At 44.5% G+C, this 24,667-nt stretch carries 19 protein-coding genes and 3 pseudogenes; 9 read left to right on the top strand and 13 right to left on the bottom strand.

Features of this window, described 5'->3' with window-relative positions; translation table 11 throughout:
• Positions 1-156: 156 nt before the first annotated feature.
• On the top strand, positions 157-1,203 hold the full coding sequence (locus EWV60_RS14555; protein WP_287233005.1) for a S66 peptidase family protein: 1,047 nt from the start codon (positions 157-159) through the stop codon (positions 1,201-1,203).
• A gap of 327 nt (positions 1,204-1,530) precedes the next feature.
• Here EWV60_RS14555 and EWV60_RS14545 read toward each other — a convergent pair whose 3' ends face one another.
• The 5 genes from EWV60_RS14545 to rimM form a co-directional block, all read right to left on the bottom strand.
• A complete protein-coding gene (locus EWV60_RS14545) occupies positions 1,531-3,636 on the bottom strand; it encodes a secretin GspD/PilQ domain-containing protein (protein WP_287233003.1) in 2,106 nt (701 codons plus the stop codon).
• 73 nt (positions 3,637-3,709) lie between these two features.
• Positions 3,710-4,501, bottom strand: coding sequence for a pilus assembly protein (locus EWV60_RS14540; RefSeq protein ID WP_287233001.1), 792 nt, complete (start codon positions 4,499-4,501; stop codon positions 3,710-3,712).
• Positions 4,498-5,259, bottom strand: coding sequence for a PilN domain-containing protein (locus EWV60_RS14535; protein WP_287233000.1), 762 nt, complete (start codon positions 5,257-5,259; stop codon positions 4,498-4,500). Before EWV60_RS14535 ends, EWV60_RS14540 begins: the two co-directional genes overlap by 4 nt.
• 169 nt (positions 5,260-5,428) lie before the next feature.
• Entirely contained in the window at positions 5,429-6,040 is a 612-nt protein-coding gene (locus EWV60_RS14530) for a transposase (RefSeq protein ID WP_287232998.1), read from the bottom strand.
• 505 nt (positions 6,041-6,545) lie between these two features.
• Positions 6,546-7,124 carry a ribosome maturation factor RimM gene (gene rimM, locus EWV60_RS14525; RefSeq protein ID WP_103111275.1) on the bottom strand — a complete coding sequence of 193 codons (579 nt, stop codon included), beginning with the start codon at positions 7,122-7,124 and terminating at the stop codon, positions 6,546-6,548.
• Positions 7,125-7,274: 150 nt separating this feature from the next.
• Here rimM and EWV60_RS14520 point away from each other — a divergent pair, with 150 nt between their 5' ends.
• Positions 7,275-8,072, top strand: a complete 798-nt coding sequence (locus EWV60_RS14520; protein WP_287232996.1) for a Tab2/Atab2 family RNA-binding protein — start codon at positions 7,275-7,277, stop codon at positions 8,070-8,072.
• Here EWV60_RS14520 and EWV60_RS14515 read toward each other — a convergent pair.
• A complete protein-coding gene (locus EWV60_RS14515; RefSeq protein ID WP_287232994.1) occupies positions 8,055-8,849 on the bottom strand; it encodes a CPBP family intramembrane glutamic endopeptidase in 795 nt (264 codons plus the stop codon). The two genes, EWV60_RS14520 and EWV60_RS14515, sit on opposite strands and share 18 nt — an antisense overlap.
• Before the next feature lie 528 nt (positions 8,850-9,377).
• Positions 9,378-9,764: an AbrB family transcriptional regulator gene (locus tag EWV60_RS14510; RefSeq protein WP_002734386.1), complete on the bottom strand. Its 387-nt coding sequence runs from the start codon at positions 9,762-9,764 to the stop codon at positions 9,378-9,380.
• A 532-nt stretch (positions 9,765-10,296) separates the two neighbouring features.
• Between EWV60_RS14510 and EWV60_RS14505 the strand changes: the two genes are divergently transcribed.
• The 3 genes from EWV60_RS14505 (at position 10,297) to EWV60_RS14495 (ending at position 13,557) form a co-directional block, all read left to right on the top strand.
• Complete coding sequence (locus EWV60_RS14505) at positions 10,297-11,280, top strand: succinate dehydrogenase/fumarate reductase iron-sulfur subunit (RefSeq protein ID WP_002732817.1); 984 nt, start codon at positions 10,297-10,299, stop codon at positions 11,278-11,280.
• A gap of 72 nt (positions 11,281-11,352) precedes the next feature.
• Positions 11,353-12,354, top strand: a complete 1,002-nt coding sequence (locus tag EWV60_RS14500; protein WP_287232992.1) for a CsgG/HfaB family protein — start codon at positions 11,353-11,355, stop codon at positions 12,352-12,354.
• Between the two features lie 240 nt (positions 12,355-12,594).
• Positions 12,595-13,557: a protochlorophyllide reductase gene (locus EWV60_RS14495; protein ID WP_287232990.1), complete on the top strand. Its 963-nt coding sequence runs from the start codon at positions 12,595-12,597 to the stop codon at positions 13,555-13,557.
• Between the two features lie 363 nt (positions 13,558-13,920).
• On the opposite strand, the gene EWV60_RS14490 is transcribed toward EWV60_RS14495, so the two are convergent.
• The 4 genes and pseudogenes from EWV60_RS14490 to dnaK all read right to left on the bottom strand — a co-directional run bounded on the left by EWV60_RS14490 (position 13,921) and on the right by dnaK (position 18,883).
• Complete coding sequence (locus tag EWV60_RS14490; RefSeq protein ID WP_103111279.1) at positions 13,921-15,192, bottom strand: esterase-like activity of phytase family protein; 1,272 nt, start codon at positions 15,190-15,192, stop codon at positions 13,921-13,923.
• 150 nt (positions 15,193-15,342) lie between these two features.
• Positions 15,343-15,534: pseudogene (locus EWV60_RS14485) on the bottom strand (hypothetical protein); the annotation flags it as partial.
• Positions 15,535-15,631: 97 nt separating this feature from the next.
• Entirely contained in the window at positions 15,632-16,840 is a 1,209-nt protein-coding gene (gltS, locus tag EWV60_RS14480) for a sodium/glutamate symporter (RefSeq protein ID WP_004162253.1), read from the bottom strand.
• Positions 16,841-16,978: 138 nt separating this feature from the next.
• Positions 16,979-18,883 carry a molecular chaperone DnaK gene (gene dnaK, locus EWV60_RS14475; RefSeq protein WP_002750478.1) on the bottom strand — a complete coding sequence of 635 codons (1,905 nt, stop codon included), beginning with the start codon at positions 18,881-18,883 and terminating at the stop codon, positions 16,979-16,981.
• A 361-nt stretch (positions 18,884-19,244) separates the two neighbouring features.
• Here dnaK and EWV60_RS14470 point away from each other — a divergent pair, with 361 nt between their 5' ends.
• On the top strand, positions 19,245-20,426 hold the full coding sequence (locus EWV60_RS14470) for an RtcB family protein (protein ID WP_287232986.1): 1,182 nt from the start codon (positions 19,245-19,247) through the stop codon (positions 20,424-20,426).
• A gap of 112 nt (positions 20,427-20,538) precedes the next feature.
• On the opposite strand, the gene EWV60_RS14465 is transcribed toward EWV60_RS14470, so the two are convergent.
• The gene (locus EWV60_RS14465) at positions 20,539-21,303 is read right to left on the bottom strand and encodes a YebC/PmpR family DNA-binding transcriptional regulator (RefSeq protein WP_287232984.1); all 765 of its coding nucleotides are present in this window, start codon (positions 21,301-21,303) and stop codon (positions 20,539-20,541) included.
• A 404-nt stretch (positions 21,304-21,707) separates the two neighbouring features.
• On the opposite strand from EWV60_RS14465, the gene EWV60_RS14460 reads away from it, so the two are divergent.
• The 3 genes and pseudogenes from EWV60_RS14460 to EWV60_RS14450 all read left to right on the top strand — a co-directional run.
• Positions 21,708-22,193, top strand: a complete 486-nt coding sequence (locus EWV60_RS14460; protein WP_002734112.1) for a pentapeptide repeat-containing protein — start codon at positions 21,708-21,710, stop codon at positions 22,191-22,193.
• Positions 22,194-22,364: 171 nt separating this feature from the next.
• Complete coding sequence (locus EWV60_RS14455) at positions 22,365-24,296, top strand: transglycosylase domain-containing protein (RefSeq protein ID WP_287232982.1); 1,932 nt, start codon at positions 22,365-22,367, stop codon at positions 24,294-24,296.
• A 115-nt stretch (positions 24,297-24,411) separates the two neighbouring features.
• Positions 24,412-24,555: pseudogene (locus EWV60_RS14450) on the top strand (YlcI/YnfO family protein); the annotation flags it as partial.
• 4 nt (positions 24,556-24,559) lie between these two features.
• On the opposite strand, the pseudogene EWV60_RS14445 reads toward EWV60_RS14450, so the two are convergent.
• Positions 24,560-24,667: pseudogene (locus EWV60_RS14445) on the bottom strand (IS630 family transposase); the annotation flags it as partial.

Here is a 24,667-nt window from a genome sequence, read left to right as displayed (position 1 = left end):
TCTGTGTGATAAGTTTAACTTACATAGTAGGATAGATCGATCTTTGTGTCCTTTGTGTCTTTGTGGTTCGTTCCACCCCCTTGCTAGGAGCAATGTATCTTAGAATACATTTTACCCACCAAATCCAAGAGAGCCATTTCTCTAACAACTATCAGGATGAAGCGCCGTCAATTTCTCACTACTACTGCCCTAACTGCTCTTAGTTTTTCCCTAATTCCTAAAAAAGTTGTTAGTAATAATTTTCCTCTAATTAAACCGCCACATCTACAACCGGGGGACGGAGTGGGTATTATTAGTCCGGCGGGGGCAACTTTTAAAGAAGATGATTTGAATATAGTCATTGAGGCTGTTAAAGCTTTAAAATTAGTCCCAAAAGTTGGTCAACACGCTTTAAATCGTTATGGTTATTTAGCTGGTAAAGATAGGGAGCGAGCGTCGGATATAAATCAATTTTTTGCTGATGATAATATTGCCCTAATTTTACCAATTCGCGGCGGTTGGGGTAGCACTCGTTTATTACCTTATCTCGACTACGATTTAATTCGTCGTCATCCGAAAATCATCTGTGGTTTTAGTGATATAACTTCCTTATTATTGGCTATTTATGCCAAAACTGGTTTAGTTACTTTCCATGCTCCCAATGCCTTTTCTAGTTGGCGCACCGCTCAAACTGAAAGCTTTCGACAGGTTTTATTTTCTGGGGAAAAGTTGACTTTTAGAAATCTTCCCGATCCCGATGATGCTAATCGTTTAATGCAGGTAAAAAACCGCATTCAAACTATTACTAAAGGTCAGGCAAAAGGTCAATTAATCGGCGGTAATTTAACCACTTTAGCCTCAATAGTTGGCTCTCCCTATCTACCAAATTTTACCGGAGCTATCCTATTTTTGGAAGATATTGGTGAAGATGTTTATGAAATTGATCGACTATTCAATCAATTAAAATTAGCGGGAATTTTCGATAATTTAGCTGGATTTATCTTCGGTCAATGTAGCAATTGTAGTGCCAATAGTGAGTATGGTTCCTTAACTTTAGAAGAAGTAATCAGAGAATATATCCAACCCTTAAAAATTCCCGCTTGTCTAGGATTAACTATCGGACATTTAGAAATTATTGAAACTATTCCCATCGGTATTGCAGTAGAATTTGATGCTAATCAGGGAACGATTACTATGTTAGAATCGGCGGTTAGTAAACCCTAAAATAGCTGACTGTTGCTATTCGCTTTTTTAACTGATAAAGGAATATTTAGACCAGCGAATTCGGCTCCATCTTATTATTAGACTAAATCCTTGGCTCTTCTCGACTTTGTGTGATAAGTTTAACTTATATAGTAGCGATCGATCTTTGTGTCCTCTGTGTCTGGAGTGGTTCCTTCCACTCCCTCGCCCGCAAGACTGTATCTTAGAATACATTTTACCCACCAAACCTGGGAGAGCCCCTTTGAGTATAGGCTAGTTATCAGGAGAGGCACTCATGCAAGAGGCAAAAGCTTCAGAAGCTGATTACTGATTACTGAAAAAAGCTGATCACTGTCGTGGTTGTACGGGGAAACCTTGACGCTGCAACACTTCCGCCGCATCTTGGCCCGGTTGATAGTTGATACCGAGGGTAGAGGTGGCCGTATCTTCGATGATTTTGGGAGTGAGGAGAATAATCACCTCACTGCGACTATTAGTATTCTTCCGACTGCGGAATAAAGCCCCTAAAATAGGAATATCCCCTAAAATCGGCACTTTTGTCTCAGAACTTTGTTGGCGCTCTTGTATAATCCCGGAAAGAATTAAACTCTGTCCATCCCGGAGACGAATTAAACCCGATAATAATTCCCGGGTAATCAAAGGAGTCAATTGGTTGATTGTCGCCCCACCGCTATTAAATGGAATCTGGGGACCTGGTTGGGCAATTGTAGGCGCAACATTTAAACTGATGTAACCATTATCATCAATTTGATTCACATCGACGGTTAAGGTCAGTCCAGCATCACCAAACACAGGAGTTGTAGTTCTCACATTGCCATTGCTATTGGTATCAATTGTTGTTTCAACACTGACCAGCACTTTCTGGGTCAGCTTCACGGTGGCCTGTTGACCTTCCTGCACCACCAGCGAGGGATCGGTGAGAATCTTGGCATTTCCTGTCTGAATTGAGGCTTGCAGGGTCATCAGGAATTTTTGGGGATATTGAAATAGGGTCGGCGGTTTGTATTCATACTCTATTATTCCCGTCTCTGGGTCAATATTAACATCACTCAAACCGGGTTGGAAGGGGTTAACAGTGCGACCAAAACTGGGACGAGCATAGGGTGTTGTGCCACCTACAAAGTCATTCGGTCCCTGGTTAACACGGCCAAAGGAAGCGCCATTCTGAACATCAAAAAAAGGTGCTATTTCCTGGTCCGCGTTTGTACTCCCCGATATGATATCGAAAATCGGCACAACAGGCTGTGCAAAAGCCCCCGGTCTGCCTACAGTCTCACTACCGGGTGGGTTCATATTACCAAAGTTCAGCACTGCCGCCCCTCCATCTTGAACGAAGAAACCATCGTTAAACCCGAAGGAAAAACTACTGCGAAATTCGTCCGTATTGAGCAGATTGACATCGATAACTTTGACGTTAACCACCACCTGACGGCGACGGGCATCCAGTTGGGTTAATAAGGAGGTGGCGATCTGGACTTGTCGGGGTTCGCCGATTAAATTGATAGAATTAAGGCGCTCGTCGGCGGCAATTCTTAAACCAGTTAAAAGTAGGGCAGCTTTTGAGCCTTCTGTGTTTTGGGGTTTCAGGGGCTCTAGGGTGGGAGGAACATCCCGGCGACCGACGACCCGTTGGGTGAGGGGATCGACGATATCCTCGGTTTGGGTAACTAAACGCTGGTATTCTGCCCCTTGGGTGGCGAGGAAAGTGGCGGCGGCGACGGCTTTAACTTGGTTGAGGCGCAGGGTGCGGCTAATCAGATTACGAGCGCCCTGGGGTAATTGCGCCCCGACAAAGATGGTCTTACCCTGACGGTTGGCCTGGAGTCCAGAAACTAACAACACGGCGTTAAAAATGTTTTCCACCGATTCGTTAGTAAATTCCAAGGAAACTGTCTGAGAAGTGGCGTTAGCTTCCCCCTGGGCGCTGGTGAAAACGACGTTATAACCGGCAATGTTAGCAAGGGTCATTAACACTTCTCTAGCGGAAGCTTCCCGCAGTAAAACACGAGGTACGATGATATTGCGATCAAATTTGATCTTTTCGGCACTAGCATCGATATTAGAGATGGCAATATCTCCCACTGGTGGGGCGACGGCCCGGGGTAGGGTGGGAGCGCCGGGGGCTTGAGGTATGCCTTGAATGATAATTTCCGGATTGGGGACAAGGGGCGCACTTTGGGCAAGTAGTTTTTCACTGTCTAAAATGCGATCGCTGATTTCCTTTTCTACGGCCGCGCTGGAAGGGACAAGCTGATTTAGCGATTTTTGTAAAGTTTCTTGACTAAACTCTTGCGAAAATTCAATTTTTGATGTAGCAGATTTTAACTCTGAACCATGGAAGGAAATGGCGGTTTCGGCCAAGACGCTCAGGGGAGCCATCAATAAAAACGAGGCAATTGGGGGGATAAACAGAGCATAACGGGACGGATTCACTTTAACTTCACTCCTCAACGATTACGGGATTCAACGGACAAAAAACGCAATACTCACACCGGATTGAAGACTATTATTGGCGCGGACTGGCGGAGGGTTGACCTTCGGCGGGGGGTTGACCTTCAGGAGGTGGGGGTAGTGCTAACTTGGCTAATTCGGCGGCACTGAGAGGAATAATTACATTGAGAAGAAAAGTCGTGGTCACGGGTCGATCGCCTTGGGGAACGATAGTGGCCTTATTGTTGCCAGTACTAACTACTTTAAACGTCGATCCTTGCTTTTCCATCTGGGTATTGAGACTGTTGAGCAAAATGAGCGGCTGTAATCTTTCTAAATCCCGAATAACCTCTTGAGTGTTAACATAGTTTCCTTGAATCTTGACGTTAAAAGTTTGACGTTTGAGCTTATTATTAACCTCACTACCAAGGGAACCATCGGAGACTACCACCGGTTCTAGTCCTTGGGGTTGAAAACTAACCAGCTTAACATCGCCAGACTTAAAGATATTACTAACATCTAAGAGAATAGTGCTTAAGTCCCTTTCTCTAGCAAAAAGCGAGAGTATTTGCTGTTTCATAGCTTTTTGTTGTTGTAACTGACTCTCGATTTTTTGGAATTCTGAAAATTCGAGACGGCTTTTTTGTTGATCTAGCAGTTGTTGTTTGTCGGCGGCATCGGTTTGCAGTTGCTGCAAGGTATCATAAGCGGGCATCACCCAGTTAAAAAGCAGATAGAGAGAGCCAAGTAAACCTAGCATAGCGGCAGCGATGCCACTATTACGGGGAGTAAAATTTATCCCGAAAGCGATAGGATACTCCTGAAATTCCTCTAATTTCAGCTTCTCAAATTCTTCGTTAAAGGTCATGGTTGAATCGCTCCTTGGCTTTTGAGAGTATTAATCCTAGTGATAACTCCGATCGCTCCATTCCTGACCAGATTGGGCAGTTGTTGAGTGGTGGGAGTATCACTTAATTGGGCGGTGATCACAAATTGAACCACTTGGGGGAAAGTAATATTAATATTTTTATACTGATTGTCCACCTCTACGGGTAAATCGGCCAGGGCAGCACTTTCGATCACCGTTTGCTTACCCTGCAAAAAAGGAGAAGCTTGTAGAGTTAAGAGATAATCATTGACTGCTTCGTAATTACTGGCAAAACCACTGATTTTTAAGCGAGTAGCCGAATTGGGTTGCCCTTGATTGGGGTTCGCGGGAACCTCCACCTGTTGCACACTATTTAACTGCACCCTAGGAGGAGTTTGTTGGCGAATTTCTTGGAGAATGGCTGACCAAGAACTAATCTGATTGAATACACCCACCAGAGCTTGATTTTCTGCTTCTACCGCCTTTAGTTCCCCTCTGATGTCTTCTAGTTTTTTACTTTGGACTTGTACTTGACCTAATTCCCCGTCCAATTGCTGAATTTCGGCCTGAGCTTCGCCAGTTTTCCAACCGACGGCTAAACCGAGTAATCCCGTCAGTGCCAATAATCCGGCCCCAACTCCCACACCGATGAACAGGGGTATTTGTTTACTTCGGTCAATAACGGTGGAAACCTCGAAGTTAGAGGCTGTTTGGTTAAGATGGCGATCTTTAAGAAAATTAACGTCAAGACTATACATAATTTCTGTTTATACCGATACTTTTTTGCTAACATTGATTAAGCTAAGACGTATTTTAATCGCTTATTCTTGGATTAGCCGAATTTCCCCCAATCCCTTTACTTTTGCCTCTTGCCTCGTTTCAACAAGCAATTTGAATTAGGAACAGCTTAACATTTCTGTTAATGGGTTAACAATGCACGCTCAAAGAGTCTTTGAACGAGGGTGTATCTACCAGAGCAAGAAGGAAGAACCCCCGTACTCCCTTAGGATACCTGTCCATCTGTCGCCCATCAATTTCTGATTTAATTACTTTTTTTCCACCCAAATTATCGATTAATTCACCAGTCCGGCTACCTGTCTTTGACCTATAAGCTTCACAACAATTTATAACGGTTTTTTCGTACTCAAATGCCTTAGATCTTAAGAATATTTTAAACTGATACTGTGACCAAGTTAACATCTGTCTAACAGACTTTGATTGGATTTTTCTTCCAGACCTTAAGACCATTTCTGATACTTCAAATGTCGGCAATAAAATCCCATCGAAGTTTTCTACTAAGAATCTAGCTACTTTGTGATGTAGTTCATCAACTAGGTTTCTAATTCTTAATCTTAGTCGGTTACAGGTGTTATGATGGCATTTACAGGTTTTGGCTTTAACTTTAGTGGAACGAAAACTTAAGTCATCTAAATGATAGCACAAACGAAGACTTCTAATCACTTTAAAATGAGCGGTAATGTCTTCACTCATTGACAGTCTTGCCCCTTTGAGAGCCAGTTTCAGATCAGACCTATCCATAATATTATCTTAATACTAAAAGTTTTTCTAGTTAAGGAATCTAACCAAGTAAAAATGATTTTAATTGTCTCATATTTTTTCAGTGCAATTGAATTAGCAACGATAGATATACATTTCAGCCATATAAATAGTCAGTTAGTACACAAGCTAAAAGCAAGCTGTGATTGGGTTATAATTTTTGAAGATATCTATTGTCGATAATATCATCGGGTAATTTTGAGAGGGTGTTCGGTGAGCTCAGTCGAGCCGTTGGCCAGGGTTCTTTTTTTGACTTGATCTCCTTCTTGATAGGAATCTGGTCGAAGAACAGCGGGAGGGTAATTACGATTAGGAACTTTTTCTATATACATGACCTCTATTCTAGCAAATGGAGAGAATTCTTGTCCATTAATAAATGTTACAAATTACATGGCTCCATCAAGAAAAGTTAATGGGTGTATCCATTGATGGATAAAGGTTTTCGGCTATTATAGTAGATATGTATGGGGGAAGTTCAGTAATAAGTCTATGACCAATTGATCTCTAATAACCCCGGTGGTGGCGCAATCTCGATGCGTGCCGCTTTCAGATCCACCAGTGGAACAATTTCTTTGACAAAGGGAACCAGGGCCGTGGCTTTTGAGTCGGAGGAAGGGCTTTTTTTCTTAACAGAGGCGAGATTTGCTTCTAGTTGCACTGCTAAAATGTCATTACCCGCCCACAAAATATCTACTACAACCCCGATTTTTTCTCCTGTCAGGTGATGATAAACCTCCAAGTTTACTAGCTCACTAACATGATATTCATCCGCTTTTAGGCGAGGTTTTTCCAGTTTATTCGCCCATAATTTATATCCGCGCAAAGCTTCGGCCTGTTCCCGATTTTCAACCCCCTCTAACTTGATAACATAAACATTTTTGCCCGGTAGCTCACGTCCCCTGAGCAGCGTAATTTCTCGGATTTCTCCCCCTTGGGTCTCTTGTATTCCCCTAATACCTCGCTTCTGAAAACGTTCGGGAAAATCTGATACCGATAAAACTCGCAATTCTCCCTCCAGTCCCTGGGGTGCTACTATTGTCCCAATTTCTAGCCAATTTTCTTCCATTGTCTCGATATGTTTTGCTATAGCTTTCCCTAGTATATAGCCTTTTTTGTCTCGCTCCTAGATTTTTAAAGTCTTGGTAAGGTAAAATTTTTAGTTGACCTCTACTCCTGACCATTTTTTGACTTTTTACTGGTGGCTTTTGACTGAATTATGACTATTTGGCAAGCGGATTTTTATAAATCTTCATCTTCTTCACCTCTTGAGACAGTCTGGCAATTGCTAATTTTCGATCCTCTCGGTCATCTTATTTATGAAAATTCCTGTCCCCAATCCCAAGCTAATAGCGACTGGTTAACCCAACAGTTAGAGCAAGCTTGTCAAGTCTCCCCCCCAGAAATTATCCAAGTTTTTCGCCCCCAATGCGCCAATTTATTTCTCCTCGCTGGTCAGAATTTACAGATCAAAATTGAGTTAACCCGTCACGTTAACGCTCTGAAAAAACAGCTAGAATTACGGCAAATCCCCATCAATATCGACTCTCCTCCACCGCAACCCCTACCCGACCAATTTTTAGGTCAAGAGTGGCGTTTTGCTCGTTTTCCCGCCGTTGATTTAGTTAACTTTTTTGGCGATCGCAGAATACCGATTCTTTCCCTACCAGAGGCCTTTTCTCCCTTAAAATTAGGTTTAGCCTCCACTCTCATGATCCCCGGCGTGGTTATTACCGGTGGTAAAAAATCTCTGGCGATCGCTAGTTGGTTAGAGGAAATTAACCCGGTATTTATCGATCATATTCCCACAGAAACGGGGCGATCGGGCGGTTTAGTCTTGGAATCGGGTCTAAATGAGCGTTGGATTTTTCTGACCTACGAGGATGAAGAAGTGGCCCGGGCAGCCAATATTTATCAAGCAACCAAAGAGGAAAGCCAAGGTTTGCACTTTCTTCTCATACAACCGGATGATTCTGGTCGCACTTTTACCGGCTTTTGGTTACTGAAGCAGGTTTAACCCCCAAGCTGTCCCCAAGAGGCAAAGAATACCCGCTAAACCCGCTAAAGGTTGGTTATAGATACCTTTAACCCAAACTAACCCAGAATCGCTGTAAGACATCAATTCGGCACTGTCTAGCAAAGCTAATCCCCACACCCAACCGCTATGAAGTCCCCAAGCTAATCCTAAACTACCATGATCGATCGCCCGCGCCCAGACCAGAACCATCCCCATCAGAAATAAACCGGGTAGTTGCGGCAGCGTTTGCTGACGTTCCCAAAGCAAGTGCAGCAGGGCAAAAATTAGGCTAGAAATGGCTCCCGCCACCCCAAAACCGTATTCTTGGCTTAATTGGCTCAAAAAGATGCCCCTAAAGATTAATTCCTCGGTAATACCCACCCAGAGAGCTACTATCAACAGGGGTAAACTCAAGGCAAAAGCACGAGTTAGGTTTTTGGGCTGCCAATGTACCCAGGCCAAAATCCCCTCCAGAAAAAAAATTATCCCTAATCCCACCACTGCCAAGATTAATCCTTTGGTTAGGGAGATAAATAGGGAAAATGACGAAATTAATCCGTAATTATGGAGGCTGCTCCCCTCTATCTTCAATAATCCCCAGATAACTAAGGGAGCCAAGGCGTAAAGAGAGGCCACTAGTGGCAATTTCTGGTCAGGTTTTGTCCCTTGCAGCGGTTGCCATCCCAAACGACTCCCTAAACTAATGGCAATCGGCAGCCAGAGAATTAACCAGGCTAACAGGAAAATAATAATTTTTATTAAGGCAGCCATGTTCATTGTCAATTAGGTGTCAGAGAAGTGGGGTGTGGGGTGTGGGGTGTGGGAAGAATAAACAAAAATAATCTCCTGAATACTAACTCGGAGTCTCCTGTCTCCTAACACCCATAAAACGGCTCTTCGGGACTTGGTATGGTTCGATATGGGGGCATATAATTGATTAGTTCGCTCTAGATCGCAAACAATTGACAAAAATCGCGGTAATGTCTGTCTCTATAAGGGTTTCATTCCTTATAACCCCCATCCATTGCATAACACAAACCGAAGAGCCCATAAAACAAACCCCCTAGGCATAGGACAACTGTGGAACTCTGCTCTGGTAAAGCCTAGCTCCAACAAAAATCCATCCCTAGGGGGTTGCGAAAAAGAAGAAAAAGTGCTTAGAGAAAACCCCTCAAGTTGATAAAAGAGGCGGTCAGGGGTTAGAATTAGGGGTAAGAATCTATATTGTCTTCTTAGTCGGTCTTGTCAAAACTAGCCCTTTTGACTGCCGATTTTTTTTGTCCTTATCCCTACTCCGTAACCTATTTAAGCTTCTACCGGTTCTTCTGATTCCGTTTGTTTGAGGTGGATGTGCTTGTAGCCAAGTTTGATTTCAAACTCATCGCCGGGCTGCAAGTTCATTTGTTCGGTATAGGTGGAACCGATGACGATTTGACCATTTTTATGGACACTAACCCGGAAAGTGGGTTCGCGGCCGCGGCCATCTTTAGTGCCTTCGGGATCGAGAGGAACCCCTTTTGCACCTAAAACAGCATCGTAAAAGTCGGTTAAATTGACCCGAACCTGGCCATCTTTACTTTGAGAGTAGTAACCACAACGTTTTGCCGTTTCGCGACGGGGTAAGTGGGATAACTCTTTGACTTTTTGAAGTAGAGCTTTCCCGGTTAGGGGAGTAGGAGAGATGTCACTCATGGTACTTTTTAATGTTCCTTGATTTTTGACTGACTGTCAATTAAGTTTACACTGACAAATTGATCATACCAAAAATCTTGCCAAAAATGTCTAGAGGGGAATAATAAATTTTTTAAAACTGATGGTTCGGTGATGACAATCGTGCTAAGAAGACCCCAGACTAGGTAGTAAGTATAAACCTTGTGGGGGAGAGGAAATTTTTGGCCAAGACTCTGGCAATTTTTGGTCGGGTGCGGGGAAAACAGGGGGGAGAAAGTGAGGACATAAAACCGTTTAAGCTATACCTAGCAAGGAATTGAGAAACTATACTTGTGGTTGGAGTTGGCAAAAAACTAATGACCCAGAGCAGTAAATCCGGGGGGATTAAACTGTTTTCGAGCGACTTCCCCATCTATCATTAGACCTAGATACCCACCCCTTGGCTCAACCGACCGGGGAAAATCTTAAGGATTAATTACCATTACTAGCTCCCCCTTGGCCCGTTAACATCGATTATCCTGAGTATTAGGAGTCCCTCATCCCCGTGCCGAGTATGGAAGTTTCTTTTAAAATTCTGCGTCAACGACCCAACGACACCCCCTACCTAGAAAATTTTACCCTAGAGGTGGAGGCGGGAAATACAATTCTCGACTGCCTTAATCGCATCAAATGGGAACTTGATGGAACTTTGGCCTTTCGTAAAAATTGCCGCAATACAATTTGTGGCAGCTGTGCGATGAAAATTAACGGTCGTTCGGCCTTGGCTTGTCAAAAAAATATCGCCAGTGAATTAAACCATTGTAGCCAAAAAGATGCCGGAGAAATTCCCGAAATCACGATCGCACCCCTGGGTAATTTACCAATTATCCGGGATTTAATCGTCAATATGCAACCGTTTTGGGACGATTTAGAAAAGGTTGAACCTTATATTAGTAGTCAAGCACGCACCATTCCCGAACGAGAATTTCTGCAAACTCCGGAAGAAAGAGCCAATCTCAATCAGATGGGTAACTGCATTATGTGCGGGGCCTGTTATTCGGAATGTAATGCCAAGCAAGTGAATCCTGATTTTGTCGGTCCCCACGCTTTAGCAAAAGCGCAGCGCACCCTAGCAGATTCCCGCGATGGTAATCAAGAAGGTCGCCTAGAACTTTATAATCAAGGCACCGCCGGGGTTTGGGGGTGTACGCGTTGCTATTTCTGTAATGCGGTTTGTCCCATGGAAGTGGCTCCCATGGATCAAATCGGTAAAATTAAACAGGAAATACTCGCTCGCAAGTCGGACGATAGTAGTCGTCCCATTCGTCACCGGAAAGTTTTAGTGGAATTAGTCAAAGCAGGGGGATGGGTTGATGAACGCAAATTCGGCCTCTATGTGCTGGGCAATTATTGGCGCGATTTACAGGGTTTATTAAGTATTGCCCCCTTGGGATTGCGGATGATTGCTAAGGGTAAATTTCCCACTTCCTTTGAAGCTTCCGAGGGAACTGAGGAAGTGAGAGGTTTAATTACTGCCATTCAAAATTCTTCCTCTTGATCACTCTCGATGGTTAGAGTAATTCTGAGATGATTATGATCTATATTCTATTTGACTGGAGAACCCCTTATCATGTTCGATCGAGATAGTATCCGTGGTTTTTCTGCCCTAATCACCCTTGTGGGAGTCGCTTCTAGTTTGGGTTTTAGCTTCAACGCACCAGCTTTCTCCCAGGCTATCTCTAACAATTTACCGTTACTCTTAGCCCAAAAAAGCGAAAAGGTGCGAGTAGCGGTTTTAGACTTCGATTATAGCGGTCTCAGTAATCCCCAGTGGTTAACATTTTTCAATGGTGGGGCCAGTGGTGTCAGTGATATTCTCGTCAATAAATTGGTGGAAAGTGGTCGCTATACAGTCATTGAGCGCAGTCGCATTGATGCCGTCCTCAGAGAACAAAATTTTGGGGCTTCGGGACGGGTAGATGCCGCTACCGCTGCTCAAATCGGGCAAATTTTGGGGGTAGATGTGGTGATTATCGGTTCGATTACCCAATTCGATTTACAAAAAAAACAATCCGGTGGCTCGTTTATTATTTTTAGCACCGCTAAGACAGAAACCGATGCTTTTGTCAAGTTAAATGTCCGAGCAATTAATACTACCACGGCCGAAATTATTACCACCGCTCAGGGAGATGGTACTGCCAATCAATCCGATGGTTCAACCGTGGTTTTAGGGGTTGGGGGTGGTTCCCAAACCTCCAACGAAGGGAAATTACTCAGTATTGCCACCGATAAGGCAGTGGCGCAGGTGGTGGATAATCTCAATGATAAAGCCGACCAAATCGCCGCTACACCTCGCTCGCTCCCGACTGTCACCGCTTTAGTGGCTGCCGTGGCGGGAAATCAGGTAATTCTCAATAAAGGTACGGGAGAAGGCTATCGTGTCGGTTTACGCATTTCCATCGAAAGGACGACCCAAACGGTCAAGGATCCGCAAACGGGTAAGGTTATCCGTCAGATTACTCAACCGATTGGCACTCTCGAAATTGTCGAAGCTGATGGTCAATCTAGCGTCGGTCGCATCATTACTGGTAATGGTTTCAAAATCGGTGATTTAGCTAAACCCATTCGTTAGTTATGAATTATGAATTGGGGAAGTGGGGAAGTGGGGTGTGGGGAGCGGGGAGATCGGTAAACTTAAAACTCAAATCTGATAACTGATAACTGATAACTGATAACTGATAAGTGAACACTCAGGAAAATTTGAAGTTATGTAAAGGGAACCTGGGGGTCAGGTAAGACAACCGATAAAATTTATGATTGGAATCCCTTGGATATTCCCTAGACCAGAGCGATTAACGAAAACTATCAAAAAATGGTACAAGATCAAAAACCCACGGTGATCATTACTGGGACAACTTCTGGAGTCGGTCTCTACGCCGCTAAATCCCTTGCTCAAAGAGGTTGGTTTGTGGTTATGGCCTGTCGGGATATCCCGAAAATGGAACAGGCTGCCAAGGAATTAAACATTCCCCGGGATAACTACTCTATTGAATTTATCGACCTCGGTTCCCTCGATAGCGTCCGGCGCTTCGTTAAAAATTTCCGGGCCTTGGGCCGCTCTCTAACCGCTTTAGTCTGCAATGCCGCTATCTATCTGCCTTTGCTCAAAGAACCCTTAAGAAGTCCCGACGGTTATGAATTGAGCATGGCCACCAATCATTTAGGTCATTTCCTGCTCTCGAATTTGCTCTTGGAAGATCTAAAAAATTCCCCTTCTCCCGACCGCCGTTTAGTCATTCTCGGCACTGTCACCCATAATCCCGATGAATTAGGCGGTAAAATTCCTCCTCGTCCCGATTTGGGCGATTTGGAAGGGTTTGCCAAGGGTTTCAAAGAGCCGATTACTATGGCCGACGGCAAAAAATTTGAATCGGTCAAAGCCTACAAAGATAGTAAGGTGTGTAATGTTCTCACCATGCGGGAACTGCACAAACGCTATCACGAATCCACCGGAATCACTTTTACTTCCCTCTATCCGGGTTGTGTGGCCGATACACCCCTTTTCCGCAATCATTACCCCTTTTTCCAGCAGTTTTTCCCTTGGTTCCAGAAAAATATCACTGGTGGCTATGTTTCCCAAGAATTAGCTGGGGAAAGAGTGACCATGGTGGTGGCTGACCCCCAATACCGTCAATCTGGTGCTTACTGGAGTTGGGGCAACCGTCAGAAAAAAGAGGGTAAATCTTTTGTACAAAGGGTTTCTCCTCAAGCTCGCGACGAGGAAAGAGGCGAAAAAATGTGGGAATACAGCGCTAAATTAGTCGGATTAGCTTAAATTCCGATTTTGAACCTAAAAAAGGACACAAGTTAACTTGTGTCCTTGTGGAAACGGGGAGCGCTGGGACAGGGAGAAACAGTCCATAACTGGGTTTTTAAAGTTTGATTGGCAGTTAATGATATTATCAAAAACCGATTTGGTATTAGGCTCTCTTGGATTTGGTGGGTAAAATGTATTCTAAGATACATTCCTCCTAGCGAGGGGCTAGACTAACCACAAAGACACAAAGAACACAAAGATTGATCGATCATATTGTAAGTTAAACTTATCACACAGAACCTAGAAGAGCCATTGTCCAATTGACGAAACGCTCGGCAACCCCAAAGATAGCCTGATCTCTATGCTGTTGCCAGATTTTGTTTAGCTTTCCCGTTTTTTGACTAGAATAACAACGCAACCGATCACCAACAATCCTGCTAGGGTTGAGGGTTCGGGTACAGTTTCGACGCTAAAGGCGAGAAATTGAGTAAATTGGAACTGGGTAAAGTTATTGTCGCTGACAAGAATTATTGAGCGCTTGCCGTTCGGTAAATAGGGGCCGAAGGTAATCCCCTCCACGTTATCGATGGGGATATTTAACAAGGTCAAATCGAATAATAGGGTTTTCTGGGCGGCCACGATACCCGAAACCCCATTAATACTGGGAAAGGCACTAATATCGGTGGCCCCCTCCAGGGAAACCTCGTAGATTTTCACAGTATAGCCCGTATTCCCTGGTGTTCCCGTCGTTATGGAGAAAGAACGTTCTAGGGAGAGAAAGCGTTTGCCACTATTATCAAGTGCCAGTAAATCGACGAGTCCGTTGACATCGACTGGGCTTGGAATAGTCGGGGGAAGGGCGATTGGATCGGTATTGTAGAGGAATTGAGCGATCGGCTGTCCATTAGCGAGATCGTACTGCAATATCCGTGAGGGAGAACCGTTCGTTGGCGTCGCAGCCGGCCCATCCTGCACAAGCGCGTTCTCGGAGGCCGTGAACAGGAATCGCTGATCTGGGGTGGTGGTCAGACTTTCTAGAGCCAGATTATTGCGAACCCCGCTCGTGGTGGGAATCGAGTTCGGCGCGGGGATAAACTGGTTTGGAATCGGTAAAGTATCGTTCTGTTGACCGTTGGCCAGCGCGAATCGATTGACAAAGGGATTGAGAATCTGATTGTTAGAGACCTCCCCTTCGGAGGAAATATACAGATTAGAACCCACGAGCGCGATCCCTTCTGGATCGAGACTCAGCGCGGGGAAAGTTTGCCCGTTAGTCTGTAAAAGTGGCGTAACACCGGTAAAGGTAACGCCGCTATTCGTCCCATTAACATTAAATAGCGTCGGATTGATCGTTGCGGTGTAGAAACGCGCCGGGCCGTTCTGAGAGCGATCATCCGAGATGATGTAAAAGTTATTAGCCGCCGGATCGTAGGTAATGCCCGATAATCCCCCGACCGGAACGGAGACACCGTTCACGGTTCCCGCTGGGCCTGAGGGAATAAACCCCGTGGGAACAATCGATTGACCGAGAAATTGTAAATTTAAAGGCGAAGCTTGAACCGACGAGGTAGCGAGGAAACCGACCGTTATGGTTCCGGCGATCCCGATGAAAAAACGAGAGGGGGATTTCATGATTTCTATCCAAAAAAACATTAGAACTCTTGCAAATTAATTATATGTTACAATCATGTGTTAACTAATTTTTTTGGGAAAATTAGTCGCTTAGTAAACTCGTACTAAATAGGAGCCTGAAGTTTAACTTTTAACCCAAAAATATTTAGATATGCTTTAATCTCTTCGGGTCTAATTCCCCGCCGCTCGCAGGGTATAATAGAAAAATGAGTGAATACATCCATAAGAGCCATAATGTAAGTGTTTTGGGTTCTTCGTTACTTGGTATGATTCGATAGGGGGGCATAAATCGACTAAATCCTTATCTGGCAAGAGACTTAATTGATTAGTTTGCTCTAGAGCAAAAACAATTGACAAAAATCGCTAAATGCCTTTCTATATAGGGGTTCCATCCCTTATAACCCCCGTCCATTGCATAACACAAACCGAAGAGCCATAATTACTTGATCGATAAAAATTTTTAAGTCAGAAAATTCAAAAATTGCTGGATGATAAAAGCATTAAACAAATCAATAAAAAATGCCCCCACCAAAGGAACAATAATAAATGCCTGGGGAGAAGCCCCAAAATGTTCCGTCACCGCTGTCATATTGGCAATCGCTGTGGGAGTTGCCCCTAGAGTTAAACCCAAATAACCGGCGCAAACTACTGAAGCATGATAGTTTTTTCCCATTAAGGGAAAGACCAGTAAAACAGTATAAATAATACTGAGTGAGAACTGCACTAATAACAGGATAGCAATCGGTCCGGCCAAATCGATCAATGTCCATAATTGTAAACTCATCAAGGACATAGATAGGAATAAACCGAGACTAACATCAGAAATTAAGGCTAAAGAGGGCGTATTAGCGGGCCAAGGAAAGCGTTTCAACACCAAAGGTACGGTATTAGTCAGGATAATTCCTGCCAATAAACAGGTGACAAAATCCGGTAATTTTAAACCAAGGGGAGTCACCCAGTAGTTAATCTGATTACCTAAACCGATAGTTAAACCAATCACTAAGATTGAATGGAGCATTGTATTGTAATCGATATTGACATTCCTCTGGCTTTGTTTAATTCCCACCGTTAAATCTTGATCTTGATTATTGGCTCGCAGTCGATTTCTCGTAATTAACCATTTAGCCACCGGTCCGCCAATAATTCCCCCTAAAACTAGCCCAAAAGTAGCACTAGCTACACCGATTTCTGATGCTTTGGCGATGCCATAATTATCACGAAAAATAGAAGCCCAAGCAATGGCAGTCCCGTGACCCCCACTCAAAGAAACGGAACCAGCAATCAAACCGATGGGTAAATCTAATCCCATCACTTTTGCCACTCCTAACCCAGCTAAATTTTGTAGAATGAGATAAACCACGGCGGTTATTAATAAAATTAGCAAGGGTTTCCCCCCTTGCAGCAGGGTTTTTAGTTTTGAGGACAGCCCGATAGTAGTAAAAAAAACGATTAACAGGGCATCCCGAACATTAAGGGTAAATTCAATTTGCCATTTAAAAACAGCAAAAAATAGACCGAAAAACAAGGAAGCCAAGACACCACCAGCAACGGCATCAGGAATGTTATAATCTTGCAGAAATTTGATATTTTTGGTTAAATACTTACCGAGATAGAGGACTAGAATAGCCATAATAATTGTCTGGCGTTGGCTAAATTGGTAAATTTCCATTTTCTTAATCTTAGTCCTCCAAGATGGTTCACTTAAGTTTAGTCCTAATTTTCGGTGACAGCCTTATCTTTAAGAAAGCCGCAAGGAAAAAAGGACACAAGTTAACTTGTGTCCTTCCCGAAGCTAAGAACTTAATTTTTATTTAGCGTCGGAGAATTCCGCATCGATGACATCATCGCCACCACCAGCACCACCAGAGGGGCCATTGTCATTATTGCCACCGGGGGGATTGCTAGGGGCTCCTTGCTGATACATACTACTACCGATCGCGTAGAGGGCTTGTTGTAATTCCGGTAGGATGGTTTTGATCTTACCATCATCGTCTTGAGCGATCGCTTCTTTCAGGTCTTTAATCAACCCTTGGGCTTTATTTTTCTCAGATGGAGGAACCTTATCGCCTAACTCTTCCAACTGCTTCTCAGCTTGATAAACCAAGGAATCAGCTTGATTTTTGCGTTCAATGCGTTCACGACGTTCCTTATCCACCGAGGCGTTCGATTCTGCCTCATTAACCATGCGTTCCACTTCATTTTGGGGCAAGGTAGAAGCGCCGGTGATGCTGATCGATTGTTCTTTTCCTGTACCTTTATCCTTAGCGGTGACATTGAGAATACCGTTAGCATCGATGTCGAAAACCACTTCGATTTGAGGCACACCACGAGGAGCGGGAGGGATACCATCGAGTCGGAAAGTTCCCAAACTCTTGTTATCTTTGGCCATTTCCCGTTCCCCTTGCAGGACGTGGATTTCCACGTTAGTTTGTCCATCTACTGCCGTGGAGAAAACTTCCGATTTTTTGGTGGGGATAGTGGTGTTGCGGGTAATAATCCGCGTCATCACACCGCCGAGGGTTTCCACACCCAAAGACAGGGGCGAAACATCAAGCAGAAGAATATCTTTGACTTCACCGGCGAGAACACCACCTTGAATAGCGGCGCCGACGGCTACCACTTCATCGGGGTTAACGCTTTGGTTAGGATCTTTGCCCAGAACTTTTTTAACTAATTCCTGGACGGCGGGAATCCGGGTTGAACCACCGACGAGAACCACTTCATCGAGGGCAGATTTATCGATTTTGGCATCACGGATGGCATTTTCGACGGGAATCCGACAGCGATCAATTAAATCGGCGCAAATTTCTTCAAATTTAGCTCTAGTTAGGGTAGTATCTAGGTGTTTTGGTCCTTCGGCGGTAGCGGTGATGAAGGGCAGGTTAATTTCCGCTTGGGTAACGCTAGAAAGCTCAATTTTGGCTTTTTCTGCCGCTTCTGTGAGACGTTGCAGGGCTTGTTTATCTTGACGGAGATCTATTCCTTCAACTTTTTTGAATTCTCCGGCTAGATAATCAACGATTTTTTTATCGAAGTCATCACCACCGAGATGAGTATCTCCAGAGGTAGCGAGAACTTCAAAGACACCATCACCCACTTCTAGAACCGATACGTCAAAGGTTCCCCCACCCAAGTCAAAAACGAGAATGGTTTCGTTAGCTTTTTTGTCTAATCCGTAGGCAAGAGAGGCGGCGGTGGGTTCGTTGATAATGCGGAGAACTTCAACCCCAGCAATTCTCCCGGCATCTTTGGTGGCTTGACGTTGGGAGTCGTTAAAATAAGCGGGTACGGTGATGACTGCTTGGGTAACGGTTTCGCCGAGGTATTTACTGGCATCTTCCACCAGTTTCCGCAGTACCTGGGCGGAAATTTCTTCGGGGGCGAATTGTTTGCCCTGGGCGGGACAGTCTAATTTAACGTTGCCGTTGCCGTCCTGGAGAGTTTTGTAGGATACTTCTGTGGCTTCGTTGGTAACTTCGTTGAATTTCCGGCCGATGAAGCGTTTGACGGAATAAAAAGTATTTTGCGGGTTCATTACCGCTTGACGTTTGGCGATTTGTCCTACTAGGCGATCGCCACTTTTGGCGTAGGCGACGACTGAGGGCGTGGTTCTAAACCCTTCGGCGTTGGCGATAACGGTGGGTTTACCCCCTTCCATAACCGCGACGCAGGAGTTAGTCGTCCCTAAGTCAATTCCAACTACTTTTCCCATAATCTTTGTGCTGCTCCGATACAAATTATAGTGACTTCTAGAATCGGAACTGTACTCGGTTTTTAGGCGATACCCACCCCTATCAGTTCCTTTGTTATCTCTATAGTGCAAAATAACCCCGCTTTCTCGATAGTGTAGGTATCCGAACCTTTTTGGTAGTATTGCAGTAGTCGGTAAACCTGCGGTGAAAGTCAAAAATTTTCCCAGGGGGCAGTCTGAGCGGGTAATTTAGATAGTCAACAGCTTATCCTCTGTGTTAAAACACGATCGCCGATAACAATTTATCTAATTCATCGCAGAATCTCAATTGCCTTATTGTCTTAGTTGCATCCGCCTTTTATCTGATTATTTCATAAAAACTATGGCTTACGAAACTCTGAAACTTTCCACCCCGACACCGATTTTATCTTGGGCGGGCCATGAATTGGGACCCCAAGAAACCCAAATGGCCAAAAATGTTGCCTCCCTACCTTTTGTTTATAAACACATTTCTTTAATGCCCGATGTTCACTTGGGTAAAGGTGCTTTAGTCGGTTCGGTGATTGCCACCAAAGATGCCGTAATTCCCGCCGCCGTCGGAGTCGATATCGGTTGCGGCATGGCTGCCCTAAAAATGCCTTTTACTGGTGAACAATTGCAGGGAAAACTTAAAAAAATTCGCCTCGATGTAGAGGCGAATATTCCCGTCGGTTTTGCGGAAAATAAAGAAGTGGATCGGGAAGTGACTAAATGGTCAAAATGGGGGGAATTTAAACAGATTCATCGAGGTGTACAAAACCTAGAGAAAAAAGCCCTTAAACAAATGGGTTCTCTGGGGGGTGGTAATCACTTTATCGAAATTTGTTTAGATACAGATAATCAAGTTTGGTTAATGCTCCATTCCGGTTCTAGAGGTATTGGTAATCAACTGGCCCAATGTCATATTGATACTGCCAAAGAGTTAGCCAAACTAGCAGAATGTAAATTACCCGACCTCGATTTGGCCTACTTTGTCGCCGGTACAGAAGAATTTACCGCCTACTGGCATGACCTACAATGGACCCAGGAATATGCCCGTTATAATCGGGAAATTATGATGGCTAGATTTAAACGGATTGTTGAAAAACATCTAGCGGGAGGCAAACCAACTAAACCCCTCTTAGTGGTTAATTGTCATCACAATTATGCCGAAAAAGAAATTCATTTTGGGGAGGAGGTTTATGTCACCCGCAAAGGAGCCGTCCGCGCTAGAGAAACCGATTATGGCATTATCCCCGGTTCCATGGGAGCGCAATCTTATATTGTTAAAGGTAAAGGAGAACATAATAGCTTCTGTTCCTGTTCCCACGGGGCCGGGCGCTTGATGTCGAGAAATCTGGCTAAAAAAACCTTTACTCTTGATGATTTAATCGCCCAAACCCAAGGGGTTGAATGCCGCAAGGATGAGGACGTTATTGATGAGATTCCGGGGGCCTATAAACCGATCCAACAGGTGATGAATCAACAAGCTGATCTAGTGGAAATTGTCGCCACTCTCAAGCAGGTGCTGTGTGTCAAAGGTTAAAAATCATGGCCAGAGCGATCGATTTTTACGGAACCCGAATTTTTACGCGATTTTGGGGACAGATTATCTCTTGATCAGGCCCAGAATCAGTGAGCAGTCTAGGAATTTAGGATCACAGATCCCCTAACATCAATTCCTCGACTAAATCAAAATTAGCTGTCACCGATTGCACATCATCGAGGGATTCTAGGGTGTCGATTAACTTGAATAAAAAACTGGCCTGGTCTCGATCGCTCACTTCTAGGGTATTAGTGGGAATCCAGCGTAATTCTGCTTCTTTGACCTTAAATTCCGCTGCTTGCAGAACCTTATTCAATCTCTCCAGGTTAGACACCTCAGTAAAAACTTCTACCCCTTGACCTTCCTCCTCACTGTCAAAAAACTCGTAGGATTGGGCCTGGCCCTCTAGGGAAGCTTCTAAAAGCTTATCCTCATCAATAGTTCCCTCAAGGCGAATTACCCCCTTATGGTCAAACATCCAGCCCACACAGCCCGTTTCACCTAAATTACCGCCATTTTTGCTAAAAGCCGCCCGCAGATCCGCCGCTGTGCGATTGCGATTATCGGTCAGTGCTTCGATCAGGATCGCCACACCCCCCGGACCATAACCCTCGTAGCGAATTTCCTCAAAAGCTGAGTCATTTTCCCAAGTTCCCGCCCCTTTAGCGATCGCTCTTTCGATATTGTCATTAGGAATACCGGCCGCCTTGGCTTTTTCGATCGCCGTGCGTAGCTGAAAATTGCCCGCCGGATCGGGAACACCGTTACGCGTAGCCACGATAATGGCCCGGGATAACTGGGTGAAAGTTTGCCCTTTTTTGGCATCAACCCGCGCTTTTTGTCGTTTAATATTTGCCCATTTACTATGACCAGCCATATCTATCTAAGATATCCAACATCAAAAATCTAGCAGATCGATCGCCCTTGGTAAATCCGGGGATAATTGTCAACGAGTGCCGGGTAATAGACCTCTTGTGAAAACTAAAAATTGTTGTTAGGGTTAGGAGTCAGTAGCCAGTAGCCAGGAGCCGGTCGTCAGGAGAATTAAGAATGAATAATAATTAAATAAATGGTCTATTTACAGATTTTAGGCAGTTTAATTCTTATTTTTGCCGTTTTTGAACCATCAAAAATTAATTATGCAAGAGGTCTAATGATAATAAATCGTGTTGAGAAACTATAGAGGGGCGGCCAGTTCGAGCATTTGTACTACAATTCCCGATAGGCGGTTTAAATCCAGTACAGCTTATTATAGAAAAGGTTGATTGATCAGGTGGCAATATGGCGCAATTTTCTCGCAAAACTCTACTAATCTTGTTTGCTAGTATATTAGTATTATTATTCTCCTTAGCTCCGGCCCAAGCGCTAAGTTACAATAACCGCAATTTGACCGATAATGACTTTGGGGGGCAGGATTTGCGCGATTCCACCTTCGATCACTCTAATCTGCGCGGTAGTAACTTCAGTCATGCCAATCTGGAAGGAGTACGCTTTTTTTCTGCCAACTTGGAGGGGGCCGACTTTAGCGATGCCAATATGAGAAATGTGGATTTAGAATCGGCCCGTTTAACCAGAGCCAACTTTACCAATGCCGTTCTCGAAGGAGCTTTTGCCACTAACATTTTAATCAAAGGTGCAATTATCGACGGAGCCGATTTTACCGATGCAATTATTCGCTCCGATGTGGAAAAGTATCTTTGTGAGATAGCCACAGGAACTAACCCCATAACTGGCAGAAATACCCGCGATACCCTGTTTTGTCCCTGATATCTAACTATGCTGCTCCTAATCCCCCTGCCATGGCCGATCGAATCTAGAGCCAGATCGGCCATAATTGCTGTAAGCTAGTATTCGATTTTTTAACAAAACCTATAGAATAGACTTTCAAGCCAGTTCGATCGATCAGTCCCCTCTTGGAAAAAGGAAATTGTAACCATCGTGTCCACCAGTACCCTCGGCAATCAAGACAAAGAGCAGCAGTCCAGTAGTTCCCCCGATAGCTTTCTTCAGGGAGTCTCTAGAGTCGCAGGGGGAACCGCTCTCGGCCTGTTGATGGTATCCACGGCCGTGGTGACGGGGGCTGTGGTAGGATTAGCGATCAGTTACCGCAATCTACCCGATGTGAGGATTTTACAGGGCTATGTCCCCACGGAAACCAGTTATATCTATGATGTTAAAGGCAGACCCCTGACCAGCTTACACGGAGAAGCACATCGGGAAGTGGTGGAACTCGATCAAATTTCCCCCAATCTGAAACGCGCCGTGATGGCGATCGAAGATAGCCATTTTTATCACCATCGTGGTATTAATCCTAATAGTATCGGTCGGGCAGTGATCGCTAACTGGAAAAGTGGCGGTGTGGTGGAAGGTGCATCTACCCTTACCATGCAGTTAGTCAAAAATATCTTTCTTTCCCATCAGCGCACCGTTAGCCGTAAATTAGCTGAAGCAGTCCTAGCAATACGAGTAGAACAGGTTTTTAGCAAAAATGACATTCTGGAAATGTACCTCAATAATATCTATTGGGGTCATAATAATTACGGAGTTCAAACCGCCGCTAAAAGTTATTTTAATAAACCCGCCTCCGAGTTAAATTTAGCAGAATCGGCGATGATGGCCGGATTAATCCAAGCACCGGAAGTTTATAGTCCTTTTAATAATTATAAAACCGCCAAGGAAAGACAGGCACTGGTTCTCAGTCGGATGCGTAGCTTAGGTTGGATTACCCCCGCACAGGAAGAGGCCGCTTTAAAGGAACCTCTGAAACTGGGTAAACCCACCGCTTGGCAAGAAAGTAAATTACCCTACGTTACCGATGCAGTGGTGGCAGAATTGCGGCAAAAATTTGGCAAAGAAACCCTAACTAAAGGGGGAATGCGGATTCAAACTACGATCGATCTTGACTTTCAAAACATGGCCGAGTCCACCATTCAACGGGCCTATAATGGCTTGCGTGGTCGCGGTATTCGTACCAAAGACCTACAAATTTCTCTAGTTGCGGTGGATCCCCGCACCCATTTCGTCAAGGCGCTCGTCGGTGGCGTTGATTACAATAAAAGTCAATTAAACCGGGCCATTCAATCCCGTCGTCAACCGGGGTCAGCTTTTAAACCTTTCGTCTATTATACTGCCTTCGCTAGTGGTCGTTTTACCCCCGAAACCGTGGTTAATGATGCTCCCGTCCGTTTTCGCGAGGCCGGCGGCTTCTATAGCCCAAAAAACTACGGTGGCGGCTTTTCTGGTCCGGTTTCCCTGCGTAGCGCTCTGATGCAGTCTCTGAATATTCCCGCAGTTATTCTCGGTCGTCGTGTCGGGTTGAATAAAGTCATTGAAGTCTGTCGTCTGCTGGGTTTCGAGAGTCCTTTAATTGCCGTGACCTCTTTACCTTTGGGATCCGTGGATGTGACTCCTCTGGAAATGGCGGGAGCTTACGCTACTTTTGCCAGTAATGGCTGGCATTCTGAGCCGACCTTTATCATGCGTGTTACCGATAGCCGGGGTAACGTCATGCTCGATAATACACCCAAACCGAAGCTAGTTTTAGACCCCTGGGCCACCGCTTCCCTCAATTCTGTCCTACAGGGAGTTATTCAAGGAGGAACAGCAACTTCGGCCCAAATCGGTCGTCCGGCAGCGGGAAAAACCGGTACTACCGATAACGAGAAAAATGTCTGGTTTGTCGGTTATGTTCCCCAATTAGCCACGGCGGTGTGGATTGGAGATGACCAAAATCGCACTTTAGGTAAAGGTATCACCGGTGGTGGTTTTGCCGCTCCCATTTGGCGCGATTTTATGGCACAAGCGCTTAAAAATGAACGAGTAGAATATTTTCCCTCTCCCTCCAAATTCCGCAAACCAACAGTTAAGTAGATGGTTAATCTAATTGGTTTGATCGTAATTTATCGATCGAGTAAAGGTGGCTATGTTAAAAATGAAACCCACGCTTTGAGCCTTCAGGTTTCCTACGATTAATAGGTAAGTTACCATGAGTACCATCCAAGTTCAAATTCCCGACTCATTACAGAAAAGTTTAGATGATCTAGCGGCTCGTGATGGAATTTCGATCGATCAATTTATCTCTACTGCGATCGCTGAGAAACTTTCAGCGTTGATGACAGAAAATTACCTATACTTTAGACGTTCATAATCTGAGATTTATTAAACTTCTGAAATCGTAGAGTCAGCAAGGAATCCAGTTCTTTTTTATGTTTCAGATGGGCATCATTCAGACATTCATAAAT

This window comes from Microcystis sp. Msp_OC_L_20101000_S702 (assembly GCF_007095705.1).
GTDB classification, from domain to species: domain Bacteria; phylum Cyanobacteriota; class Cyanobacteriia; order Cyanobacteriales; family Microcystaceae; genus Microcystis; species Microcystis ichthyoblabe_A.
Note: the sequence above shows the minus strand (reverse complement) of the source record. Positions and strands in the feature narration are given on the sequence as shown.